The sequence below is a fragment of the Actinorhabdospora filicis genome (genome assembly GCF_030269765.1).
GTDB lineage: Bacteria > Actinomycetota > Actinomycetes > Mycobacteriales > Micromonosporaceae > Actinorhabdospora > Actinorhabdospora filicis.
In genome coordinates, this window is the sequence record NZ_BSTX01000001.1 from 786,167 (window position 1) to 810,519 (window position 24,353).

Consider the following 24,353-nt stretch of genomic DNA (forward strand, 5'->3'; position numbering starts at 1 on the left):
AAGGAGGCGGCCATGCTCCCCGACCACGCCATCGTGGCGAACCCCCACCGGACCGACCTGGCTACCGACAACTCCCGTTACTCCATCCGCGTCGCCGACGCCGACGAGCTGCGCGCCGCGCAGCGGCTGCGGCACCGCGTCTTCGCCGGCGAGCTCGGCGCCCGCCTGCACTCCCCCCTGGCGGGACTCGACGTGGACACCTGGGACGCCCTCTGCGACCACCTCGTGGTCGTCGACGACCCCACCGGCGAGGTCGTCGGCACCTACCGCATGCTGCCTCCCGGCCGCAGCCCCCGGCTCTACTCCGACACCGAGTTCGACCTGCGCGAACTCGACCCCTACCGGGCCGGTTTCGTGGAGACCGGACGCTCCTGCGTCGACCCGCAGCACCGCGGCGGCGCCGTCATCAACCTCATGTGGGCCGGCATCGCCCGCTACCTGCTGCTGACCGGCCACCGCCTCCTCGGCGGATGCGCGTCGGTTCCGGCCGCCGACGCCGACGAGGTGTGGGCCTACGTGAAGGACCGCCACCTGTCCGCCGACGTCCACGTCACCCCTCACAACCCGTGGCCGGTGAGCGAGGCGCGCGGCGACGTCAAGGCCGTCCCGCCGCTGCTGCGCGGCTACCTGCGGCTGGGCGCGAAGATCTGCGGCCCGCCGGCGCACGACCCCGACTTCGGGGTGGCCGACTTCTACGTCCTGCTCGACCTGGACAAGACCAACCCGCGCTACCTGAGGCACTTCCTCGGTGAGCACGGCCTGGGCGAACTGGCCGCGGCATGACCGGAGTCCGGGCGTGGGAGGAGACCGACCTGAACCGTGTGGGCGGGCCCGCCCGGGTGGAGACCGGCGGAACGAGCCCCGGCCCCTGGTTCCCCGTCTCCGACTGCTCCCCCGCCTGCCTGCCCGGGCCCGCCGCGCTGCCCACCGTCGGGCCGCTGCGACGGGTCCTGCGGCTGGCGGCGCTGCTGGCCGTCCTCCTCGCGGGACTCCTGGCCGTACCAGCCGCCCCCGCCCTCGCACCGCGCTTGGCACGGGCCGCGATGCGGGCGGTGGGGGTCCGGGTCCCGCTCCGCCCCAGGGACGAAGTCGAACCCGGCTCCCTCGTCGTCGCCAACCACTCCTCCTGGCTCGACGTGGTGGCCCTGGTGTCCCTGGGGCGCGGCCGGTCCCCGGTGCGGATGCTCGCCAAGCGCGAGGTCGGGTCCTGGCCGCTGGTCGGCGGGCTCGCCCGCCGCACCGGCGCGCTGTTCGTGGACCGGGCCGCGCTGCGGAACCTGCCGTCCACCGTGGACGCCGTCGCGGCCCGCCTGCGCGGCGGGGAGAGCGTCGGGGTGTTCCCCGAGGCGACCACGTGGTGCCTCCCGGCGCGCGGGCGGTTCCGGCCCGCGCCCTTCCAGGCCGCCATCGACGCCGGGGCGCCGGTGGCGCCGGTGACCCTCTGGTTCACCCTCGCCGACGGCGCGCCGACCACCGCCGCCGGGTTCCTCGGCGAGGAGAGCTTCCTGGCCTCCCTCAAGCGCGTCATCGCCGTCAAGGGCCTCCTGCTGCACATCATCCCGTCGCCGCCGTTCCAGGCCGTCGGCGACCGCCGCGCGCTGGCCAGGCGCGCCGAGACCTCGGTGGTGCACGACGCGCTGGCCGGATTCGTCACCTACGCGCACCCCACGCCACGGGCCGTGAACACGGCGTGCCCGGCTCCCGCGTTTCAGGACGCGGTGGGCGGGCATCTGGCCGCCGTCACCGTCCCGGCGTAGCGTTCTAGTCGTCCCGCCCGCCGTTCGGTCCTCCACCCGGACGGCGGGACGGGCGTCTTCCGCGATAGGTTTCGCCAAGCCGCGCGAAGCGGCGCCGCAGGCCTGGACGAAGCACCCCGCGCAAGGGATACCGGCCGGTTGTGGGAGTCCCCCATGAAACCGCGACCGGAAGTGTGCGCATCCGATGTCCATGCCCAATCTCGCCGTCTTCGGCAACCGCGACTTCTCCCTGCTCTGGTGGGGCGGCCTGATCTCCTATCTCGGCAACTGGATGCTGACCGTCGCCGTCCCGGTGACGGTGCTGGAGGCGACCGGCTCGCCCACCGCCATGACGGCCGTGATCGCCGCCGCCACCGGCGTGAAGCTGCTGCTGGGGCCGTTCGTCGGCGTTCTCGTCGACCGCTGGGACCGGCGCCGCGTGATGGTCGGCGGCAACCTCGTGCTGGCCGTGATCGTGCTGCCCTACGTGCTGGTCTCGCCCTCGACGTGGTGGCTGTGCGCGATCCTGATGGCCGCCTCGGCGGCGGTCTCGCCGTTCGTGAGCACCTCCGAGGACGCCCTGCTGCCGCGAGTGGTGCCCGACGCGCAGCTCCCGGCGGCCAACTCCCTCAACTCCCTCAACAACGACCTGGGCCGCCTGATCGGGCCGTTCCTGGGCGGTGCCGCCGTCCTGCTGTGGGGCCTGAAGGGCGTCGCGATCGCCGACGCGGCCACCTACCTGGTGGCCGCCGCGCTGATCTTCTTCGTGCGCGGGAAACACCGGGCCGAGCGGACCGCCCCGGTCCCGGGCAAGGGCGCCGTGGCCCGCTTCCTCGGCGAGTTCGGCGAGGGCGTCAAACTCACCGCGGCCAACCCGGTCCTGCGGGTGGTCTTCGGGTTCTTCCTGCTGACCTTCCTCGGCGAGGGCGTGTTCTCGTCGATGTTCATCGCCTATACCGAGCGGGTCCTGGACGGCGGGCCGGCCGAGTACGCGTGGCTGCTGGCCGCGCAGGCGGTGGGCGGCATCCTGGGCGGCCTGGTGGGCGCCCGCTACGCCGGGCGCTGGTCGCCGCGGCTGACGATGGGGATCGGCGCGGTCGTGTTCGGGCTGATCGACCTGTTCACCTTCAACTACCCCAAGCTGTGGATGAGCGTGGTCCCCGGCGTCATCGCGATGATCGTGGTGGGCGTGCCGTTCACGCTGTCCTACTCCACCGCGCAGACGCTGGTGCAGCGCTCGACCGAGGACGCCTACCGCGGCCGGGTCTTCGCCGCGCGCGGCACGCTCACGGCGGCCGCGATGCTCGCCGGTACCGGCATGGCGGTGCTACTGGGACATTCCTTTGACGTCGTGACGGTTTTGAATGTTCAGGGGGCCATGCCGATCCTGGCCGGGCTCGTCACGCTGCTGTTCCTGCCCTCGCTACCCGCGAAGGAGAAGCCGAAGGAACCCGCGCTGGCACAGTAGCGGGGTTGCGCCGACATCAGATGACGTCTACTGTGACGTCACAACGACTGATGGAGGCATCTCGTGAACAGGTCATCCCTCGCACTGCTCACCCGGCGCGGCTTCGGCCTGCTCTGGTGGGGTGGCCTGATCTCGCTGATGGGCAACCGGATGCTGCAGGTGGCGCTGCCCATCACCGTCCTGTCGCTGACCGGCTCCCCCACCGCCATGACGGCGATCGTGGCGATGGCGGTGCTGCCGCAGCTGCTGCTCGGCCCGCTGGTCGGCGTCCTCGTCGACCGGTGGGACCGGCGGCGGGTCATGGTGTGGTCCAACGTGGCGATGGCGGCGAGCCTGCTGCCGCTGCTGCTGGTGAACCGGGCCGCCGACCTGTGGATCTGCGCGGCGGTGACGCTGGTCAACGCGGCCATCGCGCCCTTCGCCTCCACCGCCGAGAACGCGCTGCTTCCGGGCGTGGTCGCCGACGCCGAACTGCCCGCGGCCAACTCGCTCAACTCGCTGAACAACAACCTGGCGCGGCTGATCGGCCCGATGGTCGGCGGCGTGGCGACGCTGTGGCTGGGCCTGCGCGGCGTGGTCGTCCTGGACGTGGTGACGTTCCTGGCCGCCGCGGCGATGGTCTACTTCGTCGGCGGCGCGCACCGGGCGGTCCAGGAGGCGGCCGAGGGCGGCGCGGTCAAGCGCTTCTTCGGCGAGTTCACCGACGGGCTGAAGGTGACCGTCCGCTCGCGGGTGCTGGTGGTGCTGTCGGTGGTCTTGATCCTGGGCTCGATCGGCGAGGGCGTGATGAGCAGCCTGTTCACCGTGTGGGTGACCGACGTCCTCGGTGGCGGCGCGCCCGAGCTGGGCTGGCTGATCTCGGCGCAGGCGGTCGGCGGGATCCTGGGCGGCCTGGTCGGCGGCTGGTTCGGCGCGCGCTGGTCGCCGCGCGTGCTGATCGGCGTCGGGATGCTGCTTTTCGGGCTGATCGACACGGCGATCTTCACCTACCCGCTGCTGCCGGGTTCACTCGCGCACGGCCCGATCCCGGGGATCGTCGGGATGATCGCGGTGGGCGTGCCCGGGGTCGTCGCCTCGGCGGCGATGATGACGCTGTTCCAGCGCGCGACCGACGACACCCACCGGGGACGGGTCTTCGCCTTCGTGGGCGCGCTGATGAGCGCGGCGACGCTGCTGGGCACCGGGCTGGTGTTCTGGCTGACCGGCCCGCTGCCGGTCATCGTGGTCCTGAGCATCCAGGGCGTGACCGGTGTGCTCGTGGGCCTGGGCGCGCTGACGCTCCTGCCGCGCGCCCAGGCCGTGCGGGCCGAGGCGGCTCACTCGTACGCGTAGAAGCCCTTGCCGGTCTTGCGGCCGTGGTCGCCGGCGGCGACCATGCGGGCCAGCAGCTCCGGCGGGAAGAACTTCGGGTCGCCGGTGTCGCGGTAGATGTTCTTGGTGGCCGACAGCAGGACGTCCAGGCCCGTCAGGTCCGTGGTGGCCAGCGGGCCCATGACGTGCCCGAAGCCCAGCTTGCAGGCCACGTCGAGGTCCTCGGCGGAGATGACGCCGTTCTCCACCAGGGAGACGGCCTCCATCACCAAGGCGCAGATGAGGCGGGTGGTGGCGAACCCGGCGACGTCGCGGTTGACCACGACGCAGGTCTTGCCGATCTCCTCGGCGAAGGCCCGGGCGGTGGCCAGGGTCTCGTCGGAGGTCTTCAGGCCGCGGACCAGCTCGCACAGCTTCATCATCGGCACCGGCGAGAAGAAGTGGGTGCCCACGACCGACTCCGGACGCGAGGTCACCGCCGCGATCTGGGTGATCGGGATGGCCGAGGTGTTGGTGGCCAGGACCGCGCCGGGCTTGGCGGCGACGTCGATCTCCTTGAAGATCTCCTGCTTGAGCTCCAGGTTCTCGAAGACGGCCTCGACGATGATGTCGGCGCCCGCGACGGCCTCGGCCAGGTCGGTGGTCCAGGTGATCCGGGCCAGGGCGGCCTCGGCGTCGGCCGCGGCGATCTTGCCCTTCTCGGTGAACTTGGCCAGGGACTTCTCGATCCCGGCGCGGCCGCGCGCCAGGGCCTCGTCAGTGACGTCCCGCACGCTCACCGTCCAGCCGGCGACCGCCGCGACCTGGGCGATGCCCGAGCCCATCAGCCCGGACCCGATGACCGCGAGTGAACCCGCCATACCGCACTCCCTTGTGACGTCTTCCTACTGATGGGTAACTCTATCGGGGCCAGGCCCCGCCGTGGAATGTAGCGGGCCGCTTGAACGATCGCTAAGGCGGCGTTGGAACCGGCCCGCCCGGCTCGTAGGCTCAGGGCATGGCCGTACATCTGACGCGCATCTACACCAAGACCGGCGACGACGGGACCACGGGCCTGTCGGACTTCTCCCGGGTCCCCAAGACGCACCCGCGCATCGGCGCCTACGCCGACGTCGACGAGCTGAACGCGTCCCTGGGCGTGGCCGCCGCCCTGGGCGACCTGCCGGTGGACGTCGCGACGGTGGTCCGGCAGATCCAGAACGATCTCTTCGACGTCGGCGCCGACCTGTCCACGCCCGTGGCCATCGACCCGAAGTACCCGCCGCTGCGGATCACCGACGCCTACGTGACGCGGCTGGAGGAGTGGATCGACAAGTTCAACGAGGGCCTGGGCAAGCTGGACTCCTTCATCCTGCGCGGCGGCACCCCGGCCGCGGCGCTGCTGCACCAGGCGTGCACCATCGCCCGCCGCGCCGAGCGCTCGGTGTGGATGCTCCTGGAGGCCGAGCCGGACACCACCCACGCGCTGCCCTCCCAGTACCTCAACCGGCTGTCGGATCTGCTGTTCGTGCTCGCCCGCGCGGCCAACGACGGCCACGACGTGCTGTGGAAGCCCGCGGCCAACGCCTGATTCTTCTTCAGCGGGTGGGGGTCGAACGGCCCCCACCTGTCACCCGTCGGAGGTAGCCTCCCCGAAAGGGGGCACCATGACCGACGCGATCATCGCCAAAGGACTCGTCAAGACCTACGGGTCCGTGCACGCCGTCGACGGGCTCGACCTGAACGTGCCCGAGGGCACCGTCCTGGGCCTGCTGGGCCCCAACGGCGCGGGCAAGACCACCACCGTCCGCATGCTCACCACCCTGGTCGCCCCCACCGCCGGGGAGATCAGCGTGCGCGGCATCGACGTCGTGCGCCACCCGAACGAGGTCCGCCGGGTGATCGGGGTGTCCGGCCAGTACGCGGCCGTCGACGAGCACCTCACCGGCTACGAGAACCTGGAGATGGTCGGGCGGCTCTACCACCTGGGCAAGCCCAGGGCGCGCTCCCGGGCCCGGGAGCTGCTGGAGCGCTTCGACCTCACCGACGCCGCAGACCGGCCCGCCAAGACCTACTCCGGCGGCATGCGCCGCCGCCTGGACCTGGCCGGCGCGCTGGTAGCCGCGCCCCCGGTGCTGTTCCTCGACGAGCCGACCACCGGCCTCGACCCCCGCAGCCGCCTGGGCATGTGGGAGGTCATCAACGAGCTCGTCCGCGAGGGCACGACCCTCCTGCTGACCACGCAGTACCTCGAAGAGGCCGACGAGCTGGCCGAGGACATCATCGTCATCGACCACGGGCGCGCCATCGCCAGGGGCACCCCCGACCGGCTCAAACTCCAGGTCGGCGGCGAGCGCCTGGAGGTCACCGTGAGCACCGCCGACGAACTGGCCGGGGTGCTGAGCGCGCTGGGCGGGCTCTCGGCGGAGGAGTGGCTGGTCGAGGACGCGAAATTCCACGTGGCCATCCCCGTCGGGGACGGCACCGACGCGCTGTTCGAGGCGGTCCGGCGACTGGACCGGGCCGGGATCAAACCGCAGGACATCGCCGTCCACCGCCCGACCCTGGACGACGTGTTCCTCAAACTGACCGGGCGCACCGCCGAGGACGAGACGGAGGACGCGGCATGATGACCGCTCTCGCCGACGGCTGGGTCGTCGCCAAACGCAACCTGATCAAGATCAAGCGGGTCCCGGACCTGCTCATCTTCTCCACGATCCAGCCGATCATGTTCGTCCTGCTGTTCGCCTACGTCTTCGGCGGGGCGATCGCGGTGCCCGGCCTCAACTACCGCGAGTTCCTGATGGCGGGCATCTTCACCCAGACGGTGGCCTTCGGTTCGGCGATCACCGGCATGGGCCTGGCCGAGGACATGACCAAGGGCATCATCGACCGGTTCCGCTCGCTGCCGATGTCGCGCGGGGCGGTGCTGGTGGGCCGGACGACGTCCGACCTCATCAACAACGTGCTCGTCGTGGCCATCATGGCGGTCTGCGGCGTGATCGTCGGCTGGCGCACCCACACCGACGTCCTGGACGTGGTGGGCGGCTTCCTGCTGCTGTTCCTGTTCGGTTACGCGATGAGCTGGATCTCGGCCACGATCGGCCTGTCGGTCCGCAGCGTCGAGGTGGCGCAGTCGGCGGGGTTCATCTGGATGTTCCCCCTGACGTTCCTGTCCAACGCGTTCGTGCCGACCGACACGCTGCCGAAGGTCCTGCAGTACGTGGCCGACTGGAACCCGATCTCGGCGGTGGTGGCCGCGCTGCGCGACCTGTGGGGCAACTCCCCCGAGGGCACCGCGGCCGGTTCCGGCTGGCCGATGGAGCACCCGGTGGCCTACTCGCTGATCACCATCGCGGTGATCCTGGCGGTCTTCGTGCCGCTGTCCATCCGGGCCTACCGCAGGGCGGCCTCGCGCTAGCCCTCCAGTGCTAGCCCCGGAGCGAGACGTGGAAGGACGTCGCCCACAGGGTCGCGGCGGTGCCGAGTCCGGCGGCGGCCATGGCGGCGTCCTTCTGGCCGAGCGCGAACAGGACGGCGCCGGCCAGCGCGGCCAGGCACAGCCCGGCGCCGGTCCACACGTACTGCGGCTGCCCGAAGACCTTCGCCAGGGGGAAGAAGTGCGCGCCGACGACGAGGGCGACGGCCGCCGGGATCAGCGAGGGCTGACCGAGCAGGTTCAGCGCGATGACGCCGACGGCGATCCCGGCCAGCTCCATCAGCCCGACGCGCCCGAAGGTCCGCTGCCAGCCCTCGGCGGGCGTCCGGGCGGGTCCCGGGCGTGAGCCGAAACGGATCGCGCAGAAGACCGCCGCCAGGGCCAGCACGATCGAGGCGATCCCGACGGGCAGGTTGCCGGGGCCGAGGTCGGCGATCATCGTCCACGGGAACGCGCCGATGCCGGTGATGAGGGCACCGCGACGGCGGAAGTTGGGCAGGCTCATGCGAGGAACCGCTTTCGGGGGAGGGGCGGGCCCGGCAAGCCTAGGGGAAAAAGATCATGGGCGGCAGAGGCCGCCCATGATTATCGGAAAGATCGCTTTCGCGAATCCTTTCCAGCCGATCCCGTCTCTCAGGCGGCGGCCTTGTCGGCGGCGGCCAGCTCCGACTTCCACTCGCGGAAGCTCTCCTCGGTGCGGCCCTGGCGCCAGTACCCGGAGATCGACACCTGGTCGCGCGCGATGCCGCGCTCGCCGAACAGGTGCGGGCGCAGCTGCTTCATGACGGCGTTGCCCTCGCCGTGCACGAAGGCGTGCACGCGGCCCTCGGGGAAGTCCATGCCCTTGACGTGGTCGAGCAGCAGGCTCGTGGTGCCGGGGGCCGCCTCGCCCCGGTGCAGCCACACGAACTCGGCGGCGCCGGGGGTGGCCAGCTCCATCTCGTCCTCGGGTCCGGTGACCTCCAGGACGACCTTCACCGGCACGCCCGTCGGGACCTTCTCCAGGGCTCCGGCGATGGCCGGGATGGCGCTCTCGTCGCCGACCATGAGGTGCCAGTCGGCGGCCGGGTTCGGCGCGTAGGCGCCGCCCGGGCCCATCAGGGCCAGCTCGTCGCCGGGCTTGGCGTTGGCCGCCCACGGCCCGGCGATGCCCTCGTCCCCGTGGTGCACGAAGTCGATGACCAGCTCGGCGCCGTCGAAGGAGCGCACGGTGTAGGTGCGCGAGACCGGCCACTGCTCACGCGGCAGGTTCTCCCGGATCCAGCCCAGGTCGAAGGGCTTGGGGTAGCTCACGCCGGCGGGCCCGAACTGGAGCTTGACGTAGTGGTCGGTGAAGTCGTTGTCCACGAATTCCGCCAGCCCGGGACCGCCGAGGACCACGCGGATCAGGTGCGGGGAGAGCCGCTCGGTGCGCAGGACTTCGAGGACCTTCGCGCGCGGGGTCTTGCGGACCGGTTGTTCCGTCATGGAGCCTGACCTTCACATCGAGACACTTAGATTAGGCAACCCTAATACCCCGAGGCGGGTGTCGGCAATCCGACCCGTCGTGCGGGAAGAATGCCCGAGTGGCGAGACCGGACCACCGTCGGGGACCGAACCGGTCGCCCCGGCCCCCACCTAAAGCGAAAGGCCGCCCCGTGGCGGGGCGGCCTCAAGCCAGGACAAAAAGCCCGTGAGGGCGGACTCGGTCATCGCGACCTCGAACACGCCCTTGGGCGTGCGACACACGAGCACCTGCACCGACGGCGGGAACACCTGCGTCTCGGGACCCTCCGGTCTGCGGCGCGACTCGATCACGGTCTCGCCGCGCTCCAGGGCCACCTTCGGCCGGGGCGCGTAGGAGAACATCCGGAACCACTGCAGGCGCCCCGCGTCGAAACGCCCGAACCCCGGCGCCCAGCCACGACCCGGGATCCGGGTCGACAGGCGCACGGCCATGACGATCGCCCCGCTGCGGGTCAGAACCCCGCGGCGGGCGAAGAGCAGCGCGATCGCGGCCACGAGGGCGAGTACGGCGATCCCGACGACGGCGAGTGAGGTTCCCACGTCCGCACCCCGCCCGTGGCCGTTAGTGGGCGTTCGCGGCGGAGGCGACCGCCGGCTGGCAGGTCTCGGCGAGGATCGTGACCCCGTTGGAGGTGACCGACAGGAAGCCGCCGTTGACCGTGTAGGCGACCTCTTCGCCGTCGGCCAGCTTGATGCGGACGTTCCCCGGGTCGGCCAGCTCGCCCAGCAGCGGCGAGTGCCCGTGCAGCACGCCCAGCTCACCCTCGGTGGTGCGGGCGATCAGCATCTCGGCCTGGCCGGACCAGACCTTGGCCTCGACGGCGACGATCTCTACATTCAGCAGCTCAGCCACTACGGCTCCTTACACACCTCGGGGATCGAGTAAGTCTAGACAACCTGACCGGCGGTCTCGCCGCCAGTGGCGGTCATTTGTGAAGCGATCGACGCCAGGCTCTCCTCCCACAGCTCCCGCGGCAGCGGCGGGAGGACGTCGCCCCACAGCGCCAGGCAGGTGCCGCGGAACTGCATGAGCCCCTCCGGGCGCGCGAAGAACCACCAGTGCAGGTGCGAACCGCCGTCACCCCACTTGCTCATGTGCACGCGCGCGATGTCGCCCAGGCCCATCATCGCGTTCTCCACCCGCTGCATGACCGGCCCCAGTTCCGCCGACAGCCCGGCGGGCAGGTCCCCGGAGTCGTAGTGGCCGCGCGGGGTCAGCAGGAGCGTCACCAGCGCCTCGGGCTCACGACGGGCGCTCAGCCGCCAGTTCGCGTCGGTCCAGACGTAGCCGTCGTCATCGCCACGGGCGCACTCGCCGCACTCACGGCCGCCCTCGCCGCCGCGGGGCGGTTCGGGGATCACCGGGTCCTCGATCGCCTTGATCGAGAGCTCGCCCTCGTAGGGGAAGATCTCCCAGAACGGGATACCGCCCTCGGGCGCGGCGGAGGGGACGCCGTAGGTCAGGTGGGCGGCGTACTTGCCCGGGGTCTTCGCAGGGGTGGTCATGACCGGATCTTCCCAGAGCCCCGCACCCCACCCCCGCGAGGCCGCCCGGGACCGCCACCGGGTACGCGAAAGGGGCCGCCCCACCAGGGGACGGCCCCAACGTCACTCGCGAGACTTACGCCTTCGCCAGCTCCGCCGCGTTGCGCTCAAGGTCGTCGAGCCCACCGCACATGAAGAACGCCTGCTCGGGGAAGTGGTCGTACTCGCCCTCACAGATCTTGCGGAAGGCCTCGACGGTGTCCTTCACGTCGACCGTCGAACCCTCGACGCCGGTGAACTGCTTGGCGGCGTAGGTGTTCTGCGACAGGAACCGCTCGATGCGGCGCGCACGCGCCACGGTGACCTTGTCCTCCTCGGACAGCTCGTCCATACCGAGGATGGCGATGATGTCCTGCAGCTCGTTGTACTTCTGCAGGATCCGCTTCACCTCGGAGGCCACGCGGTAGTGCTCCTCGCCCACGAACTCCGGCGCCAGGATCCGCGAGCTCGACGCCAGCGGGTCCACGGCCGGGTAGATGCCCTTGTCGGACACCTTCCGCTCCAGGTTCGTGGTCGCGTCCAGGTGGGTGAACGCGGTGTGCGGCGCCGGGTCGGTGTAGTCGTCGGCGGGCACGTAAATGGCCTGCATCGAGGTGATGGCCTTACCGGAGACGGAGGTGATCCGCTCCTGGAGCTGGCCCATCTCGTCGGCCAGGGTCGGCTGGTAACCCACGGCCGACGGCATACGGCCGAGCAGCGTGGACACCTCGGAACCGGCCTGGGTGAACCGGAAGATGTTGTCCACGAAGAGCAGCACCTCCTGGTTCTTGACGTCCCGGAAGTACTCGGCCATCGTCAGCGCGGACAGGGCCACGCGGAGACGGGTGCCCGGGGGCTCGTCCATCTGGCCGAAGACCAGCGCGGTGTCGTTGAACACGCCCGCCTCGGTCATCTCGGCGATCAGGTCGTTGCCCTCACGGGTGCGCTCGCCGACACCGGCGAACACCGAGGTGCCACCGAAGTTACGGGCCACACGGATGATCATCTCCTGGATGAGGACCGTCTTGCCCACGCCGGCGCCGCCGAAGAGGCCGATCTTGCCGCCCTTGACGTACGGGGCGAGCAGGTCCAGGACCTTGATGCCGGTCGGCAGCATCTCGGTCTTGGGCTCCAGGGCCGCGAACGCCGGGGGCTTGCGGTGGATGCCCCAGTAAGCGTCGGCGTTGATCTCCTCGCCGGGCTTCAGGTTGAGGCACTCGCCGATCGCGTTGAACACGTGGCCCTTGGTGCCGTCACCGACGGGCACCGAGATCTGGGCGCCGGTGTCGGAGACCTCGGTGCCGCGGACCATGCCGTCGGTCGGGGCCATGCAGATCGCGCGGACCTGGTTGTCGCCCAGGTGCTGCGAGACCTCCAGGGTCAGGGTCTTCTTGCCGCCGGAGAGCTCGACATCGACCTTGAGGGCGTTGTTGATGTCCGGCATCGCGTTGCGGGGGAACTCCACGTCGACGACCGGGCCGATGACCCGGATGACGCGGCCCACACCGGTGTTAGCGGTAGTCATTAATCTTCACTTCCTGCCGCAGCCAGCGCGTTCGCGCCGCCGACGATCTCACTGATCTCCTGGGTGATCTCGGCCTGACGGGCGGCGTTGCGCTCCCGGGTCAAGGTCTTGATCATTTCTTCTGCGTTGTCCGTCGCGCTCTTCATCGCCCGTCGGCGGGCCGCGGACTCACTGGCGGCCGAATCGATGAGCGCCGCGTAGATGCGGGTCACCAGGTACTTCGGCAGCAGCGCGTCGAGCAGCTCCTCGGCGTTCGGCTCGAACTCGTAGGCGGGCAGCAGGCCCTTGTCTCCCTGGACCTCCTCCACGTGCATCGGCGCCAGGTTCAGCGCCTGTGGGGTCTGGGTGACCATCGAGACGAACTTGGTGGAGACGATGAACAGCTCGTCCACACCGAGAATGCCGTCGGGGCCGGGAGAATCGAGGTCGTCGTCGGCGCCGTTCACGAAGGCCGTGATCAGCGTGCGGGCGACTTCCTGAGCGTCGGCGACGGTGGGGCTCTGGGAGAACCCGGACCACTCCCCGGCCAGCTCGCGGCCGCGGAACTTGAAGTACGTGGCGCCCTTCTGGCCGGTCACGTACATCACCGGGTTCTTGCCCTCGGCGGCCAGCTTGGCCACCAGTCGCTCACCGGTCCGCAGCACGTTGCTGTTGTAACCGCCGCACATGCCCTTGTCACTGGTGATGATCAGGACGCCCGCGCGGCGGACAACCGGACGCGCCACCAGCAGAGGGTGGTTCACGTCGCAGTTGGACGCCAGCGCGGTGAGCACGCCGGTGATGGCCTGGGCGTAGGGCAGCGACGCCGCGACCCGTTCCTGAGCCTTGCCGATACGGCTGGTCGCGACGAGCTCCTGAGCCTTGGTGATCTTCTTGATCGACTGGGTCGACGCGATGCGCCGACGCAGGACTCGTAGCTGCGCACCCATGGGTTACTGGCCTTCGCCTTCGGACACGATCCGGGTGACGGTCTCGTGCGGGACCTCGTCGAGGGCCTCGGCCGGAGCCTCGTTCACGCGAATGGCGTCGTCCTTGGCCAGGAACATCTGCTTGAAGTCGCCGACGGCGACCTTCAGCGCGGCCACGGTGTCGTCACCGAGCTGACCGGACTCACGGATGTTGGTGAGGATGTCGGCCTTCGAGTGACGCAGGTAGTCGAGGAACTCGCCCTCGAAGCGGCGGACCTCGCCGACGGGGACGTCGTCGAGCTCACCGGTGGTGCCGGCCCACAGGGAGACGGTCTCCTCCTCCATCGGGAAGGGAGAAGCGGCGCCCTGCTTGAGCAGCTCCACCATCCGCATACCGCGGTCCAGCTGCGCGCGGGAGGCGGCGTCCAGGTCGGAGGCGAAGGCCGCGAAGGCCTCCAGCTCGCGGTACTGGGCCAGGCTCAGACGCAGCGAACCGGTCACCTTGCGCATGGCCTTGACCTGCGCGGCGCCACCGACTCGGGAGACGGAGGTACCGACGTTGATGGCCGGGCGCACACCGGAGTTGAACAGGCCCTCTTCGAGGAAGACCTGGCCGTCGGTGATGGAGATGACGTTGGTCGGGATGAACTGCGAGATGTCGCCGGCCTTGGTCTCGATGATCGGCAGACCCGTCATCGAACCGCCGCCGAGCTCGTCGGACAGCTTCGCGCAACGCTCCAGGAGCCGCGAGTGCAGGTAGAAGACGTCACCCGGGAAGGCCTCACGGCCCGGGGGGCGACGCAGCAGGAGGGAAACGGCGCGGTAGGCCTCGGCCTGCTTCGACAGGTCATCGAAGACGATGAGGACGTGCTTGCCGTTGTACATCCAGTGCTGGCCGATGGCCGAGCCGGCGTACGGGGCGAGGTACTTGAAACCGGCCGGGTCGGAGGCCGGGGACGCCACGATGGTGGTGTACTCCATGGCCCCGTGCGCCTCAAGGACGCCCTTGACCGACGCGATCGTGGACGCCTTCTGCCCGATGGCCACGTAGATGCAGCGGACCTGCTTCTTCGGGTCGCCCGACTCCCAGTTCTGACGCTGGTTCAGGATCGTGTCGATCGCGATCTGGGTCTTGCCGGTCTTGCGGTCGCCGATGATCAGCTGCCGCTGGCCGCGACCGATGGGGGTCATCGAGTCGATGGCCTTGATACCGGTCTCCATCGGCTCCGACACGCTCTGGCGAGCCATGACGTTCGGCGCCTGGAGCTCCAGCTCGCGGAAGCCCTCGTTCTCGATGGCTCCACGGTCGTCGATGGGCTCGCCCAGCGGGTCCACGACACGGCCGAGGAACCCGTCACCAACCGGCACCGAGAGGACGCGGCCGGTGCGCTTGACCGCCTGGCCCTCCTCGATCCCGGAGAAGTCACCCAGGACCACGACACCGATGGAGCGCAGTTCCAGGTTCAGCGCGACACCCAGGGTGCCGTCGGCGAATTCAAGTAGCTCGTTGGCCATCGTCGAGGGCAGACCCTCGACGATGGCGATCCCGTCAAATGCCTCGGCGACGACGCCGACCTCCGCTTTGGAGATCTCCGGCCGGTAGGACGACACGTAGCTGTCGAGCGCGCTACGGATCTCGTCCGAGGAGATGGTCAGCTCGGCCATCCTGTGTTTCCCTCGTCCCTGCTTGAAAGCGGTGTGTCAGCACCTCGGCTGACTCGATACGTTCTTGTTTAGTGGTCGCCCGCGAGCGCGTGGCGGGCATCGCCGAGGCGGGTGCTCAGGGTGCCGTCGTACAGGTCGTCGCCGACCCGCACGCTCATTCCGCCCACGATGGCCGGGTCGACGGTGACCTTGACGGACACCTCTCGACCGTACATCTGCGCCAGCCGCGCGATCAGCCGTCGCTCCTGGTCCTCGGTGAGGGTCCGGGCGACGGTGACGTAGGCCAGCTGCTGCTCGCGCCGCTCGGCGGCCAGCTCCACCAGCCGGGACAGGGCGGCGGCGAAGCCGCGCCCGCCGATACCGGCCAGCGCCACCTCGGTCAGCCGCACGGTGACCGGCTGTGCCTTGCCTTCGAGCAGGGACTTGACCAGCGTCGCCCGCCGCTCGGCCGGCACGGAGCCGTCCGAGAGGGCCGCCTGAAGCGGCGCGTCGGAGGCGACGACCTGGCCGAAGCGGAACAGTTCGTCCTCGACCTCGCCGAGCTGCCCGTCCTTGTCGGCGGCGGTGAGCAGGGCCTCGATGGCGAGGTCCTCCACACCGGTCAGCAGCTCGTGCGCGTTGGACCAGCGGCCCTCGGTGAGGGTCGTCACGATCTTCAGCGTTCCGGCGCCGACCTTGCCCTTGAGGAGGGTCTCGGCCAGCCCGGCCCGGTCCTTGCCGTCCCGGGCCGGGTCGGAGAGCGCGCGGCGGAGCCGCGGTTCGTCCGAGAGCAGCCGGGCGACCGAAAGCAGGTCGTCGGCCACGGTGCGCAAGGTGTCGGACTTGACACGCTTGGCGTACGAGGCGAGCGCTTCCACGCCCGCCCGGTACGTCTCCCGGCTTGCCGCGTGCATCACGCCCGCCCAGCCGTCTCGATGTTGTCGAGGTCGGCGAGGAACCGCTCGACGGTGCCGCTCTGGCGGGCCTCGTCGGCGAGGGACTCGCCGACGATCTTGCCGGCCAGGTCGACGGCGAGCTCACCGATCTCACCGCGCAGCTCGCGGATCAGCTGCTGCCGGTTGGCGGCGAGCTGGTCCCGGCCGGCGGCGATGACCCGGTCGCGCTCTTCCTCGGCCTTGGCCATGATGTCGGCCTTGATGCCATTGGCGTCGGCGCGGGCCTCGTCGCGGATGCGGGCGGCCTCGGTGCGGGCCTCGGCGAGCTGCTGCTTGTACTGAGCCAGCAGCGTGTTCGCCTCCTCCTGCGCCTTGTTGGCACGCTCGATGCCGCCTTCGATGGCATCCACCCGCGCCTTGAAGGTCTCTTCCATCTTCGGGAAGACGAACTTCATCAGCACGAAGCAGAGCAGCGCGAAGGCGACCGTTCCGACGATGACCTCGGACCACACCGGAATGATGATCCCGGAGCTGTCCTCAGCTGCGTAGTTCATGGGGTTGCTCCCGTCTTGGAGTTACGGTCGCTGGGTTTGCTAGCTGGGCTTGTTCTGGATGAACGCCAGGAGCAGACCGAACAGGGCGAGCGCCTCGGCGAGGGCCGCGCCGACGAACATCATCGGGCGGGTGATGTTGGCCGACTCCGGCTGACGGGCGGTGGAGTTGATCCACGCGGCGAAGATCAGGCCGACGCCGATGGCCGGGCCGATGGCGGAAAGACCGAAGCCGATAACGCTCAGGCTGCCGAACATCATGATGGGTGTTTCTCCTCATTGGTTGCGTGGCGTGTCCGTCACGCGCACGTTGCTGTGCTGGGTGGTACTGATTGCCGGGCGAGTCGTCCGCCCGTTCTTCGTGTTCTTTCCGCGATCAGTGCTCGTCGGCCAGTGATCCCTGGACGTAGACGGCGGTGAGCAGGGTGAACACGTATGCCTGGAGCAGCTGCACGAAGAACTCGAAGAAGGTCATGACGATCGCCATGGCGAAAGAGACCACCGAGACGGGGCGCAGGAACACACTCTCGGCGTTCAGCAGAGCGACGCCGCCGAGTGTGAAGACCAGGAGGATCATGTGGCCGGCGAACATGTTGGCGAAGAGCCGGACGGCCAGGGTCACCGGGCGCAGGATCAGGTTCGAGAGGAACTCGATCGGCACGATGATGGGGTACATCCCGATGGGCGTGCCCGAGGGGATGCAGCTGTTCTTGATGTACTTCCAGAAGCCGTGCTTCTTGATGCCGACCCAGTTGTAGAGCAGCCAGGACAGAACACCGAGCACGGCCGGGAAGGCGATGTGGGAGTTGGGGGAGATCTGGAACATCGGGATGATCGCGAACACGTTCATCATCAGAATGAAGCTGAAGAGCGTGGCGAAGTAGGGCGCGAAGCGCAGCCCCTCCGGCCCGATGATGTCCTTGACGATGCCGTTGCGCACGAACCCGTAAAGGGACTCCGCGATCCACTGTCCGCGCGTGGGAACCAGCTTGGGGTTCCGGTTGGCCAGCATGAAGAAGAGGATGATGAGGCCGACGCCGAGGAACACCATGAACGTGATGGTCGTGATCATGCCCTTGGGCAGGCCACCGAACCAGTCGGCGTAATTGAAGCTGTCCGTGCCCGGGGGGAAGTGGCCTTCCTCCGCGAGGATCGCGGGCGCTGCTCCGCTCACCGTGTCCGCCTTTCGCCTGTCACTCGGATTGACCCATCTTCTTCACGACCAGGTAGAGCCCGGCTCCAGCTCCGCCCACCCCGCCGATGAACGTGGCGAGATGATTCGGGACGTCGAGCCACCAGTCGATCAGCCATCCGGCTCCGCCCCAGATGAGCATTCCAGCGAGGAGGTAACTGATCACGGCCCAGCCTTGATCGGCACCAGAGCCCTGGCGCTTCGGAGGTTGGTCGTTGGTCATGTTGGCGCAGAGATTATCAGCCGTCCGGGTCGGGACCCATGGGGGTCCAAGGCTCTGACAGCGCCCGATCACTACGTGACGTAGAAATTACTCCACGTGTTTTTCGTCGTCCACATAGGGCAGCCTTGCCCGCACACCCCAGATCATCAAAACGGTCAACCAGGCCGTGATCGACACCGCGATGGAAGCCACCATTGGCATCAAACCGGCCCATTCCAGACGACTGGCGAACAGGAGGGCGGCCATCACCACGATGATCTTGAAGGTGTAGGCCATCATTCCCGCCGGGAGCACCAGTCGCATGTCCCAGGTCTCGACCCACGCGATCCCGTACCAGGATGCGGTGAACATCACCGTCACCACCGCGAGTCCCACGAAGGCGCCCCAGGCTCCGGGCGCGCCCTTCCAGATCGCCCCGGCCACGCAGAGCGGCACCAGCAGGCCCGCCGAGGTGATCAGGGACGGGCGGACCATCTTCACGCGGCGGCTCAGTTTGGGCGCGCGCGCCGGCTTGGGCTGCTCGTCTCCTTCGCCGGTCACGCCGCCACCAGCAGCCGCGCGAACGGAATCAGCGTCTCGTCCAGTTCGTCGCCGATGCGGCGGTAGGTGGCCGAGTCCAGGCCCCACGGGTCGTCCAGCTCGGACTCCGGGGCCTTGTCGCGGACGGCGTCGGCCGCCGCGACGATCGCCACGCCGCGTTCCTGCACCGCCTCGGGCGTCGCCGCGAAGGGCGGCAGCGCCGTGGCGTCCACGTGCTCCAGCAGCGCGCCGAGGTGCCGGACCAGGAAGGTCCGCGGCAGCGCCTGCGGATAGTGGGCGGCGATGTACTCGACCTGCTCGGAGGTCGCGGTGATGATCAGGTCGGAGATGTCGAGCATGTCGCGGGTGATCTGCCGGGAGCGGAAGCCCTCGTCGGTGCCGCCGCGTTCGCGCAGTTCTTTGGCGGTGGCCTCGGTCATGCCCTCACCGGCGTGCCAGCCGCCGAGGCCGCAGGAGTGGCTGAGCAAGAGCTCGTCCACGCCGTCCCCGACGTGCTCGCGCAGGCGGGCGACCAGCAGCCGCTCCGACATCGGGGAGCGGCAGATGTTGCCCATGCAGACCGACAGGACGGTGAACGGAGGCGTCAACGGGCTTCCTCGGGACCGATCGTCGAGGGAACCACTTCGCGGATCTTCTCCAGAGTGAGCGCGCCGGCGCGCAGCAGTACCGGCACGTCGCCGGTGCAGTCGACGATGGAGGACGGCACGAGGTCCTTGGACGGACCGGCCTCCAGGTACACGCTGACCGCGTAGCCCAGCTGGTCCTTGGCGTCGGCGGCGGTGGACGCCGGGGGGTGCCCGGTCTTGTTCGCCGAGGACACCGCCATCGGGCCGGTCTCCTGGAGGACTTCGAGGGCGACCGGGTGCATCGGCATCCGGACCGCCACGGTCCCGTCGGTGTCGCCGAGGTCCCAGTCGAGGGTCGGGGCGTGTTCCACCACGATGGTCAGCGCGCCGGGCCAGAAGGCCGCGACCAGGTCCCGGGCGGTCGACGGCAGGGACAGTACGAGGCCGTCGAGCGTCCGCCGGGAACCCACCAGGACCGGCGGGGCCATGTCGCGGCCCCGGCCCTTGGCGCGCAGCAGCGCCTCGATCGACCAGGACTTGAACGCGTCCGCCCCGATGCCGTACACGGTGTCGGTGGGCATGACCACGAGATCGCCGGAGCGCACGGCCGAGACGGCCGCCTCGACGGCGCGGTCGCGCTCTTCGACCAGGGAGCAGTTGAACAACCTCACGCGCGCAACGTTACGAGCCCGAAGCTGGGAACTTCCCGCCACCCCGCCGCTAACACATTGACGCTGGTCACACCCTGGGGAACGGCCGCCCCATCAGCTCGATCAGGAGGTCGCGGTCGTCACGCGGGGAGCACCGGTTGGGACGCCGGTGTCCGCACGCCTCGCACTCGTGCATCACGATCCACTGCTCGCCTTTCAGCATCGCCGCGATCGGCGCCATCATCCCGCCGCATTCGGCGGCCCGGTCCCCGGGATTGACGTCGACGTGCCGGGAGTACAGGCAGCGCGGGCAGTGATTGGTGTAACCGGTGCCCTTGACCTCACGCCGGCAGTGGGCGCAGGTGAAGTCCTCGATGCGGCGAGTGAAGGCGGCGGTCATGCTGCGATTGTGCATGCCGGACCCGTGGACGCAGTACGGCGGTGACCACCCACGCGGAGGAGAGTGAGGGTTTTGACCGTGTGTCTGTGAAGGGCGCGCGCGTGCAGCGGCGCAACCAACCCCCAGAGCCACGACGCACCGTGTGCCGAGGAACAAAGCCCACCTCCGGCTCGCGAAGAGTGTTTTTGGACCCGGGGTCCAGGGGACGGAGTTCCCTGGTGGGGGTCCAGGGGGCAAAGCCCCTTGGGCACCAAGCGGAGAAGAAGACAAGCCACGGCCGCAAGCCCCCACACAGCCGCGAAAAGAGACGCCGGGGCGTCGCCCCGGCTCTCCACGGCCTGCGGCTACGCGTTCCCCGTCTCCCGCCTACCCCTTCCCCGCCGTCACGAACCTCGCCCGTCCCGCCAGGTCGCGGTGCTCCTCCACCGCCCCCCACCCGGCCTCCTTCAGCAGCGCGGGAACCACGTACCCGTGCGTGTCGTCATGCTCCATCCCGAACCGCCCTCCCTCGCGCAGCAGCCCCCAGGCCCGCCGGTGCAGCGGCCGGATCACGTCCAGCCCGTCCGCGCCTCCGAACACCGCGCGGGCCGGGTCCCGGCGGACTTCCGGGGAGACCGCGGTGGCGTCGGGCACGTAGGGCGGGTTGGACAGGACGGCGTCGACGGTGCCGTCCAGTTCGGCGAGGGTCTCCGCGGCGGTCGCGTCGCCTTCGACCACGCGGACGCCGCGCGGCCCGGCGTTGCGGCGCAGCCACACGAGCGCTTCGGCGTCGGTCTCCACGGCCACGACGGTGGCGTCGGGGCGGTGCGCGGCGAAGGCGATCGCGATCGCCCCTGAGCCCGAGCACAGGTCCACGACCAGGGGCTTCGGTGTTTCCCGCAGCGCGCCCAGCGCCCAGTCGACCAGGAGCTCGGTCTCCGGGCGGGGTACGAACACGCCGGGGCCGACCTGGAGGTCGACGCCCAGGAAACCGGCGCCGATCAGGTACTGGAGGGGGGTGCGCGAGCGGCGCAGGGCGATCAGTTCACCGAATCGCGTCACCGCGTCCTCGTCCGGTGAGGGCGCGAGGATGAGCCCGCCGCGGGAGGTGCCCGCCACGTGTGCGGCCAGCAGCTCGGCGTCCACCAGCGGGGACGGGACTCCCCCGGCGGCCAACTCACCGGCACCCTTGGTCACCAGCTCACGCCACGTCGTCGTCACACGGATCAACTTAACGGCCGGGGTTCGGCGTCGGCGTCCCGCCATCTACCGTCGCGCGGGCTAGTGTCGGGGACACGACTGAAAGGTCGGCGCGCGCCGGGTGAGGCTGTTGGTGCGCGCGGCCGTGGGTCGCGGCGACATTCCAACAGCGCCTACCACCCGGTTCGTCCCCCGTGCGAACCGGGTGAGCCGGGTTCACCGGTTTGCCGCCGTACGTCATGCTTAGGCGATTGGGAGGTGAACAGTGGCCAACGCCGAGGAATTCGCCCGGGTGAGCGAGATCCGTGCCCTCCTGCGCGCCGGCCGTTCCTCCGCCGCCGTGGCCCTCGTCGACGCCACCCTCCCCGACGCCGACGACCCCACCGAGCGGACCTGGCTGCTGCTGCTGCGGCTGGCCGGGGTCTTGAACCTGGAGCACTCCGCCGAGTACGCCGGGACCGTCGACCGCGCCGCCGCCGCCGTCCGCGACCTGGGCGACCCGGGCGCGCTGGGCTACTTCCACGCCCTCGCCGCGCAGGTGGCGCACGCCGACGGCTCGCTGGAGCGGTGCGTGACGCACCTGGTGCGCGCGGGCCGGTTCCTCACCGAGGTCGACAAGCCCGACGTGGTCACCGCCGCCGCGTGGCACAACCTGGCGGTCTCCTACTCCAACATCTGGTTCCACGACCAGGCCGCCGACGCCGCCGGGCGCGCCCGCGAGGTGGCCGCCTCGCTGGACATGAACTGGCACCTGGCGCTGCCCGAGGTGCAGGTCCGCTTCGGCATCTACCTGGACCACCGCGGTGACACCGACGGGTGCGTGCGGGTGCTGCGCGCGCTGGTCAACGACGCCGACCGCGCGCCCCGCCGCGAGGACAACCCGGCGCTGCCCCGCGTCATCGACATGGACCTGCCATGGTTCGGCTACGCGCTGACCCGCCTGGCGGCCCTCGACGCCGGAGACGACCGCGACCCGCGCCCCTACCTGTACGCCGCCGGCGGCGACGCCGAACTGGCCGACCTGCGCTCCTACGGCGAGGTGTGCCGGGCGATCGCCGCCGGGGACAGCGAAGCGGCGCTGGACCGGCTCCAGCGCCTGGAGAGCGCCATCTACAACCCGCACCTGACGACCCTCGGCGCGAGCGAGGCCGCGCGGCTGCGGGCCCTGGCGCACCTGGTCGCCGGTGACCACGCCGCCGCCTACGCCGCCGAGCGCTCGGCGTTCCAGCACACCGCCAGCCACCTCGACCGCATCCAGACGCTGCTGGTGGAGGGCGTCGCCGCGCGCCTGGACCACGAGGACCTGCGCCTGACGGTGGCCCGCTACGCCGACGAGGCCCTCACCGACCCGCTGACCGGGCTGCCCAACCGGCGCCACCTCCAGCAGTACGTGGAGGCGATGGCCGAGCGGGGCGAGACGGGCGTCCTGGGCGTCTTGGACCTCGACGGGTTCAAGGCGGTGAACACCGTCCACGGGCACCTGTCGGGCGACACGGTCCTGCAGAAGGCGGCGGGCGCGCTGGTGCGCATCATGCGCCGCCGCGACTTCGTGGCCCGCTACGGCGGCGACGAGTTCGTGCTGATCCTGCCCTCGGCGACGATGGAGAAGACCGAGGAGATCGGCGCGCGCATCACCTCCGCGATCGCCGCCGAGGACTGGGCCTCGCTGGTGCCGGGCACTCCCCTGTCGGCGAGCATCGGCTGGGCCGAGCTCAATGGCGTCGAGCGCCGCAACGGCCGCACCGAGATCGCCTCCGCCTTCGAGATCGCCGACCGGGCGATGTACCAGGCGAAGGCGGCCGCGATGCGGCGGCGCCGCGCGGGCGGCGGCTTAGCCGCGTAGCTTCGCCTGGGCCTTGCGGACCAGCGGCATGCCCCATTTGGCGAAGACGACCAGGAGCACCACCGCCACGCCGATGGCGGCGACGATCGACCAGCCCTTGGGCAGGCCCGCGACATAGAGGACGTTCCCGAGCTTGACGATGCCGCCGATGACGAAGACCACCGCCATCCCGATCGCGGCCATCTGGAACAGGGGCGAGTCCAGTTTGACGGCGAGGAACGCGTAGAGCACGATCTCGGCGATCGCGACGATAAAGAAGCACACGATGGTGTCGAGGCCGGTGACCTTCTCCAGCAGGAGCGTCGGGATCGCGGTCCCGAACACGGTCAGCAAAGCGACCCAGCGGTTCACATGAGACTCCTATCGGGGTGTGACGGACGGAGAAGTCTGACAGGCTCCCGCAACACCCCGCCTCAGCCCTCCGGACACTCCTTCACGTCCGCGTCCGGGGAGCGGTATCGCACTGGACACCGCGAAGAGATCGGTGATCATTGACGGCATGGTTCGTTTCCAGGGCATCCCCGAAGTCACCGAAACCCCGGCCGTGGCCGTCGTCATCGACGTCATGCGCGCCTTCACCGTCGCGGCCTGGGCCTTCGCCCGGGGCGCGGAGAAGATCGTGCTCGCCGGGTCCCTCGACGACGCCCTGGCGCTCAAGGACCGCCACCCCGGCTGGGTGGCGCTGAAGGACGGCCCACCCGCGCCCGGCTTCGACCTGGTCAACTCCCCGGGGTTGTTGCGCGATGCCGAGCTCGGCGGGAAGACGGTCGTGCAGAAGACCATCGCGGGGACCGTGGGCGCCCTCGCGGTCGAGGACGCGCCGCTGCTTCTGTGCGCGAGTTTCGTCGTGGCCGAGGCGACCGCCCGGCTGCTGCGCACGCACGGCGCCACCGAGGTCACCTTCGTGGTCACCGGCGAGGACGGGCGGGCCGAGGAGGACCTGGCCTGCGCGGAGTACATCGCCGGGCGGGCCACCGGAGCCGGGACCGACGCCACCAATTACCTGCGCCGGGCGGCCCACTCGCGCGCCGCGGCCGAACTGGCCGAGGGCGTGCGCGAGGGCAGCCACCCCGACGACGTCGGTCTCTGCCTCGATCTCGACCGGTTCCCCTTCGCGATGGCGGCGGCCCGGGAGGACGGCCTCATGGTCCTGCGCCCGCTCGACGTTCCCTAGCCCGGCCGTCTCAGCGCCCCTCTGCGGCTCGTTCACCCCCGGGTGCGCCTCTCTGTGCGCGAGCGCGCCGGGCGGGCCGACATAACCCAGGTTTATCGA

The 24,353-nt window shown here is 70.1% G+C and carries 29 protein-coding genes; 9 read left to right on the plus strand and 20 right to left on the minus strand.

Going from position 1 to position 24,353, the window contains the following annotated elements:
- The first annotated feature begins 12 nt into the window (after nucleotides 1–12).
- The 4 genes from QSK10_RS03510 to QSK10_RS03525 all read left to right on the plus strand — a co-directional run bounded on the left by QSK10_RS03510 (nucleotide 13) and on the right by QSK10_RS03525 (nucleotide 4,536).
- The gene (locus QSK10_RS03510; protein WP_285662908.1) at nucleotides 13–783 is read left to right on the plus strand and encodes a GNAT family N-acetyltransferase; all 771 of its coding nucleotides are present in this window, start codon (nucleotides 13–15) and stop codon (nucleotides 781–783) included.
- Nucleotides 780–1,757, plus strand: a complete 978-nt coding sequence (locus QSK10_RS03515; RefSeq protein WP_285661112.1) for a lysophospholipid acyltransferase family protein — start codon at nucleotides 780–782, stop codon at nucleotides 1,755–1,757. Before QSK10_RS03510 ends, QSK10_RS03515 begins: the two co-directional genes overlap by 4 nt.
- Nucleotides 1,758–1,941: 184 nt before the next feature.
- Nucleotides 1,942–3,204, plus strand: coding sequence for an MFS transporter (locus QSK10_RS03520; protein WP_285661113.1), 1,263 nt, complete (start codon nucleotides 1,942–1,944; stop codon nucleotides 3,202–3,204).
- A gap of 63 nt (nucleotides 3,205–3,267) precedes the next feature.
- Entirely contained in the window at nucleotides 3,268–4,536 is a 1,269-nt protein-coding gene (locus tag QSK10_RS03525; protein ID WP_285661114.1) for an MFS transporter, read from the plus strand.
- Here the strand turns inward: QSK10_RS03525 and QSK10_RS03530 are convergent.
- A complete protein-coding gene (locus tag QSK10_RS03530) occupies nucleotides 4,521–5,375 on the minus strand; it encodes a 3-hydroxyacyl-CoA dehydrogenase family protein (RefSeq protein WP_285661115.1) in 855 nt (284 codons plus the stop codon). The two genes, QSK10_RS03525 and QSK10_RS03530, sit on opposite strands and share 16 nt — an antisense overlap.
- Nucleotides 5,376–5,512: 137 nt before the next feature.
- Between QSK10_RS03530 and QSK10_RS03535 the strand changes: the two genes are divergently transcribed.
- The 3 genes from QSK10_RS03535 (at nucleotide 5,513) to QSK10_RS03545 (ending at nucleotide 7,915) form a co-directional block, all read left to right on the plus strand.
- Nucleotides 5,513–6,085 carry a cob(I)yrinic acid a,c-diamide adenosyltransferase gene (locus QSK10_RS03535; protein ID WP_285661116.1) on the plus strand — a complete coding sequence of 191 codons (573 nt, stop codon included), beginning with the start codon at nucleotides 5,513–5,515 and terminating at the stop codon, nucleotides 6,083–6,085.
- A 76-nt stretch (nucleotides 6,086–6,161) separates the two neighbouring features.
- Nucleotides 6,162–7,124, plus strand: a complete 963-nt coding sequence (locus QSK10_RS03540; protein WP_285661117.1) for an ATP-binding cassette domain-containing protein — start codon at nucleotides 6,162–6,164, stop codon at nucleotides 7,122–7,124.
- Nucleotides 7,121–7,915, plus strand: a complete 795-nt coding sequence (locus QSK10_RS03545) for an ABC transporter permease (RefSeq protein WP_285661118.1) — start codon at nucleotides 7,121–7,123, stop codon at nucleotides 7,913–7,915. The genes QSK10_RS03540 and QSK10_RS03545 overlap by 4 nt, the downstream gene beginning before the upstream one ends.
- A 10-nt stretch (nucleotides 7,916–7,925) precedes the next feature.
- On the opposite strand, the gene QSK10_RS03550 is transcribed toward QSK10_RS03545, so the two are convergent.
- The 18 genes from QSK10_RS03550 to prmC all read right to left on the minus strand — a co-directional run bounded on the left by QSK10_RS03550 (nucleotide 7,926) and on the right by prmC (nucleotide 21,258).
- A complete protein-coding gene (locus QSK10_RS03550) occupies nucleotides 7,926–8,438 on the minus strand; it encodes a hypothetical protein (RefSeq protein WP_285661119.1) in 513 nt (170 codons plus the stop codon).
- Nucleotides 8,439–8,566: 128 nt separating this feature from the next.
- The gene (locus QSK10_RS03555) at nucleotides 8,567–9,400 is read right to left on the minus strand and encodes a siderophore-interacting protein (RefSeq protein ID WP_285661120.1); all 834 of its coding nucleotides are present in this window, start codon (nucleotides 9,398–9,400) and stop codon (nucleotides 8,567–8,569) included.
- Between the two features lie 150 nt (nucleotides 9,401–9,550).
- Complete coding sequence (locus QSK10_RS03560) at nucleotides 9,551–9,934, minus strand: DUF2550 domain-containing protein (RefSeq protein WP_285661121.1); 384 nt, start codon at nucleotides 9,932–9,934, stop codon at nucleotides 9,551–9,553.
- Between the two features lie 67 nt (nucleotides 9,935–10,001).
- Complete coding sequence (locus tag QSK10_RS03565) at nucleotides 10,002–10,292, minus strand: F0F1 ATP synthase subunit epsilon (RefSeq protein WP_285661122.1); 291 nt, start codon at nucleotides 10,290–10,292, stop codon at nucleotides 10,002–10,004.
- Between the two features lie 35 nt (nucleotides 10,293–10,327).
- Entirely contained in the window at nucleotides 10,328–10,945 is a 618-nt protein-coding gene (locus tag QSK10_RS03570; RefSeq protein WP_285661123.1) for an HIT family protein, read from the minus strand.
- A 115-nt stretch (nucleotides 10,946–11,060) separates the two neighbouring features.
- The gene (gene atpD / locus QSK10_RS03575; RefSeq protein WP_285661124.1) at nucleotides 11,061–12,488 is read right to left on the minus strand and encodes a F0F1 ATP synthase subunit beta; all 1,428 of its coding nucleotides are present in this window, start codon (nucleotides 12,486–12,488) and stop codon (nucleotides 11,061–11,063) included.
- A complete protein-coding gene (locus tag QSK10_RS03580; protein WP_285661125.1) occupies nucleotides 12,488–13,417 on the minus strand; it encodes a F0F1 ATP synthase subunit gamma in 930 nt (309 codons plus the stop codon). Before QSK10_RS03580 ends, atpD begins: the two co-directional genes overlap by 1 nt.
- 3 nt (nucleotides 13,418–13,420) lie before the next feature.
- Nucleotides 13,421–15,061 (minus strand): F0F1 ATP synthase subunit alpha, encoded by a 1,641-nt coding sequence (atpA, locus tag QSK10_RS03585; RefSeq protein ID WP_285661126.1) that lies wholly within the window; start codon nucleotides 15,059–15,061, stop codon nucleotides 13,421–13,423.
- Nucleotides 15,062–15,129: 68 nt separating this feature from the next.
- Nucleotides 15,130–15,954, minus strand: coding sequence for a F0F1 ATP synthase subunit delta (locus QSK10_RS03590; RefSeq protein ID WP_285661127.1), 825 nt, complete (start codon nucleotides 15,952–15,954; stop codon nucleotides 15,130–15,132).
- On the minus strand, nucleotides 15,954–16,490 hold the full coding sequence (locus QSK10_RS03595) for a F0F1 ATP synthase subunit B (RefSeq protein ID WP_285661128.1): 537 nt from the start codon (nucleotides 16,488–16,490) through the stop codon (nucleotides 15,954–15,956). Before QSK10_RS03595 ends, QSK10_RS03590 begins: the two co-directional genes overlap by 1 nt.
- A 39-nt stretch (nucleotides 16,491–16,529) precedes the next feature.
- Nucleotides 16,530–16,745: an ATP synthase F0 subunit C gene (gene atpE, locus QSK10_RS03600; protein ID WP_285662909.1), complete on the minus strand. Its 216-nt coding sequence runs from the start codon at nucleotides 16,743–16,745 to the stop codon at nucleotides 16,530–16,532.
- Nucleotides 16,746–16,863: 118 nt separating this feature from the next.
- Nucleotides 16,864–17,661: a F0F1 ATP synthase subunit A gene (atpB, locus tag QSK10_RS03605; protein ID WP_432705289.1), complete on the minus strand. Its 798-nt coding sequence runs from the start codon at nucleotides 17,659–17,661 to the stop codon at nucleotides 16,864–16,866.
- Between the two features lie 19 nt (nucleotides 17,662–17,680).
- Nucleotides 17,681–17,845 carry a hypothetical protein gene (locus tag QSK10_RS03610; protein ID WP_285661129.1) on the minus strand — a complete coding sequence of 55 codons (165 nt, stop codon included), beginning with the start codon at nucleotides 17,843–17,845 and terminating at the stop codon, nucleotides 17,681–17,683.
- A 144-nt stretch (nucleotides 17,846–17,989) separates the two neighbouring features.
- Nucleotides 17,990–18,442 carry a hypothetical protein gene (locus tag QSK10_RS03615; protein ID WP_285661130.1) on the minus strand — a complete coding sequence of 151 codons (453 nt, stop codon included), beginning with the start codon at nucleotides 18,440–18,442 and terminating at the stop codon, nucleotides 17,990–17,992.
- On the minus strand, nucleotides 18,439–19,029 hold the full coding sequence (locus tag QSK10_RS03620) for an arsenate reductase/protein-tyrosine-phosphatase family protein (protein ID WP_285661131.1): 591 nt from the start codon (nucleotides 19,027–19,029) through the stop codon (nucleotides 18,439–18,441). The genes QSK10_RS03615 and QSK10_RS03620 overlap by 4 nt, the downstream gene beginning before the upstream one ends.
- Nucleotides 19,026–19,679: an L-threonylcarbamoyladenylate synthase gene (locus QSK10_RS03625; RefSeq protein WP_285661132.1), complete on the minus strand. Its 654-nt coding sequence runs from the start codon at nucleotides 19,677–19,679 to the stop codon at nucleotides 19,026–19,028. The genes QSK10_RS03620 and QSK10_RS03625 overlap by 4 nt, the downstream gene beginning before the upstream one ends.
- A 67-nt stretch (nucleotides 19,680–19,746) precedes the next feature.
- Nucleotides 19,747–20,058: an RNHCP domain-containing protein gene (locus QSK10_RS03630; RefSeq protein WP_285661133.1), complete on the minus strand. Its 312-nt coding sequence runs from the start codon at nucleotides 20,056–20,058 to the stop codon at nucleotides 19,747–19,749.
- Between the two features lie 366 nt (nucleotides 20,059–20,424).
- Nucleotides 20,425–21,258: a peptide chain release factor N(5)-glutamine methyltransferase gene (gene prmC, locus QSK10_RS03635; protein WP_285661134.1), complete on the minus strand. Its 834-nt coding sequence runs from the start codon at nucleotides 21,256–21,258 to the stop codon at nucleotides 20,425–20,427.
- Between the two features lie 271 nt (nucleotides 21,259–21,529).
- Between prmC and QSK10_RS03640 the strand changes: the two genes are divergently transcribed.
- A complete protein-coding gene (locus QSK10_RS03640; protein WP_285661135.1) occupies nucleotides 21,530–23,080 on the plus strand; it encodes a GGDEF domain-containing protein in 1,551 nt (516 codons plus the stop codon).
- On the opposite strand, the gene QSK10_RS03645 is transcribed toward QSK10_RS03640, so the two are convergent.
- Nucleotides 23,069–23,431 carry a hypothetical protein gene (locus tag QSK10_RS03645; protein ID WP_285661136.1) on the minus strand — a complete coding sequence of 121 codons (363 nt, stop codon included), beginning with the start codon at nucleotides 23,429–23,431 and terminating at the stop codon, nucleotides 23,069–23,071. The genes QSK10_RS03640 and QSK10_RS03645 overlap by 12 nt on opposite strands.
- 148 nt (nucleotides 23,432–23,579) lie before the next feature.
- On the opposite strand from QSK10_RS03645, the gene QSK10_RS03650 reads away from it, so the two are divergent.
- The gene (locus tag QSK10_RS03650; protein ID WP_285661137.1) at nucleotides 23,580–24,254 is read left to right on the plus strand and encodes a 2-phosphosulfolactate phosphatase; all 675 of its coding nucleotides are present in this window, start codon (nucleotides 23,580–23,582) and stop codon (nucleotides 24,252–24,254) included.
- The last annotated feature ends 99 nt before the right edge of the window (nucleotides 24,255–24,353 follow it).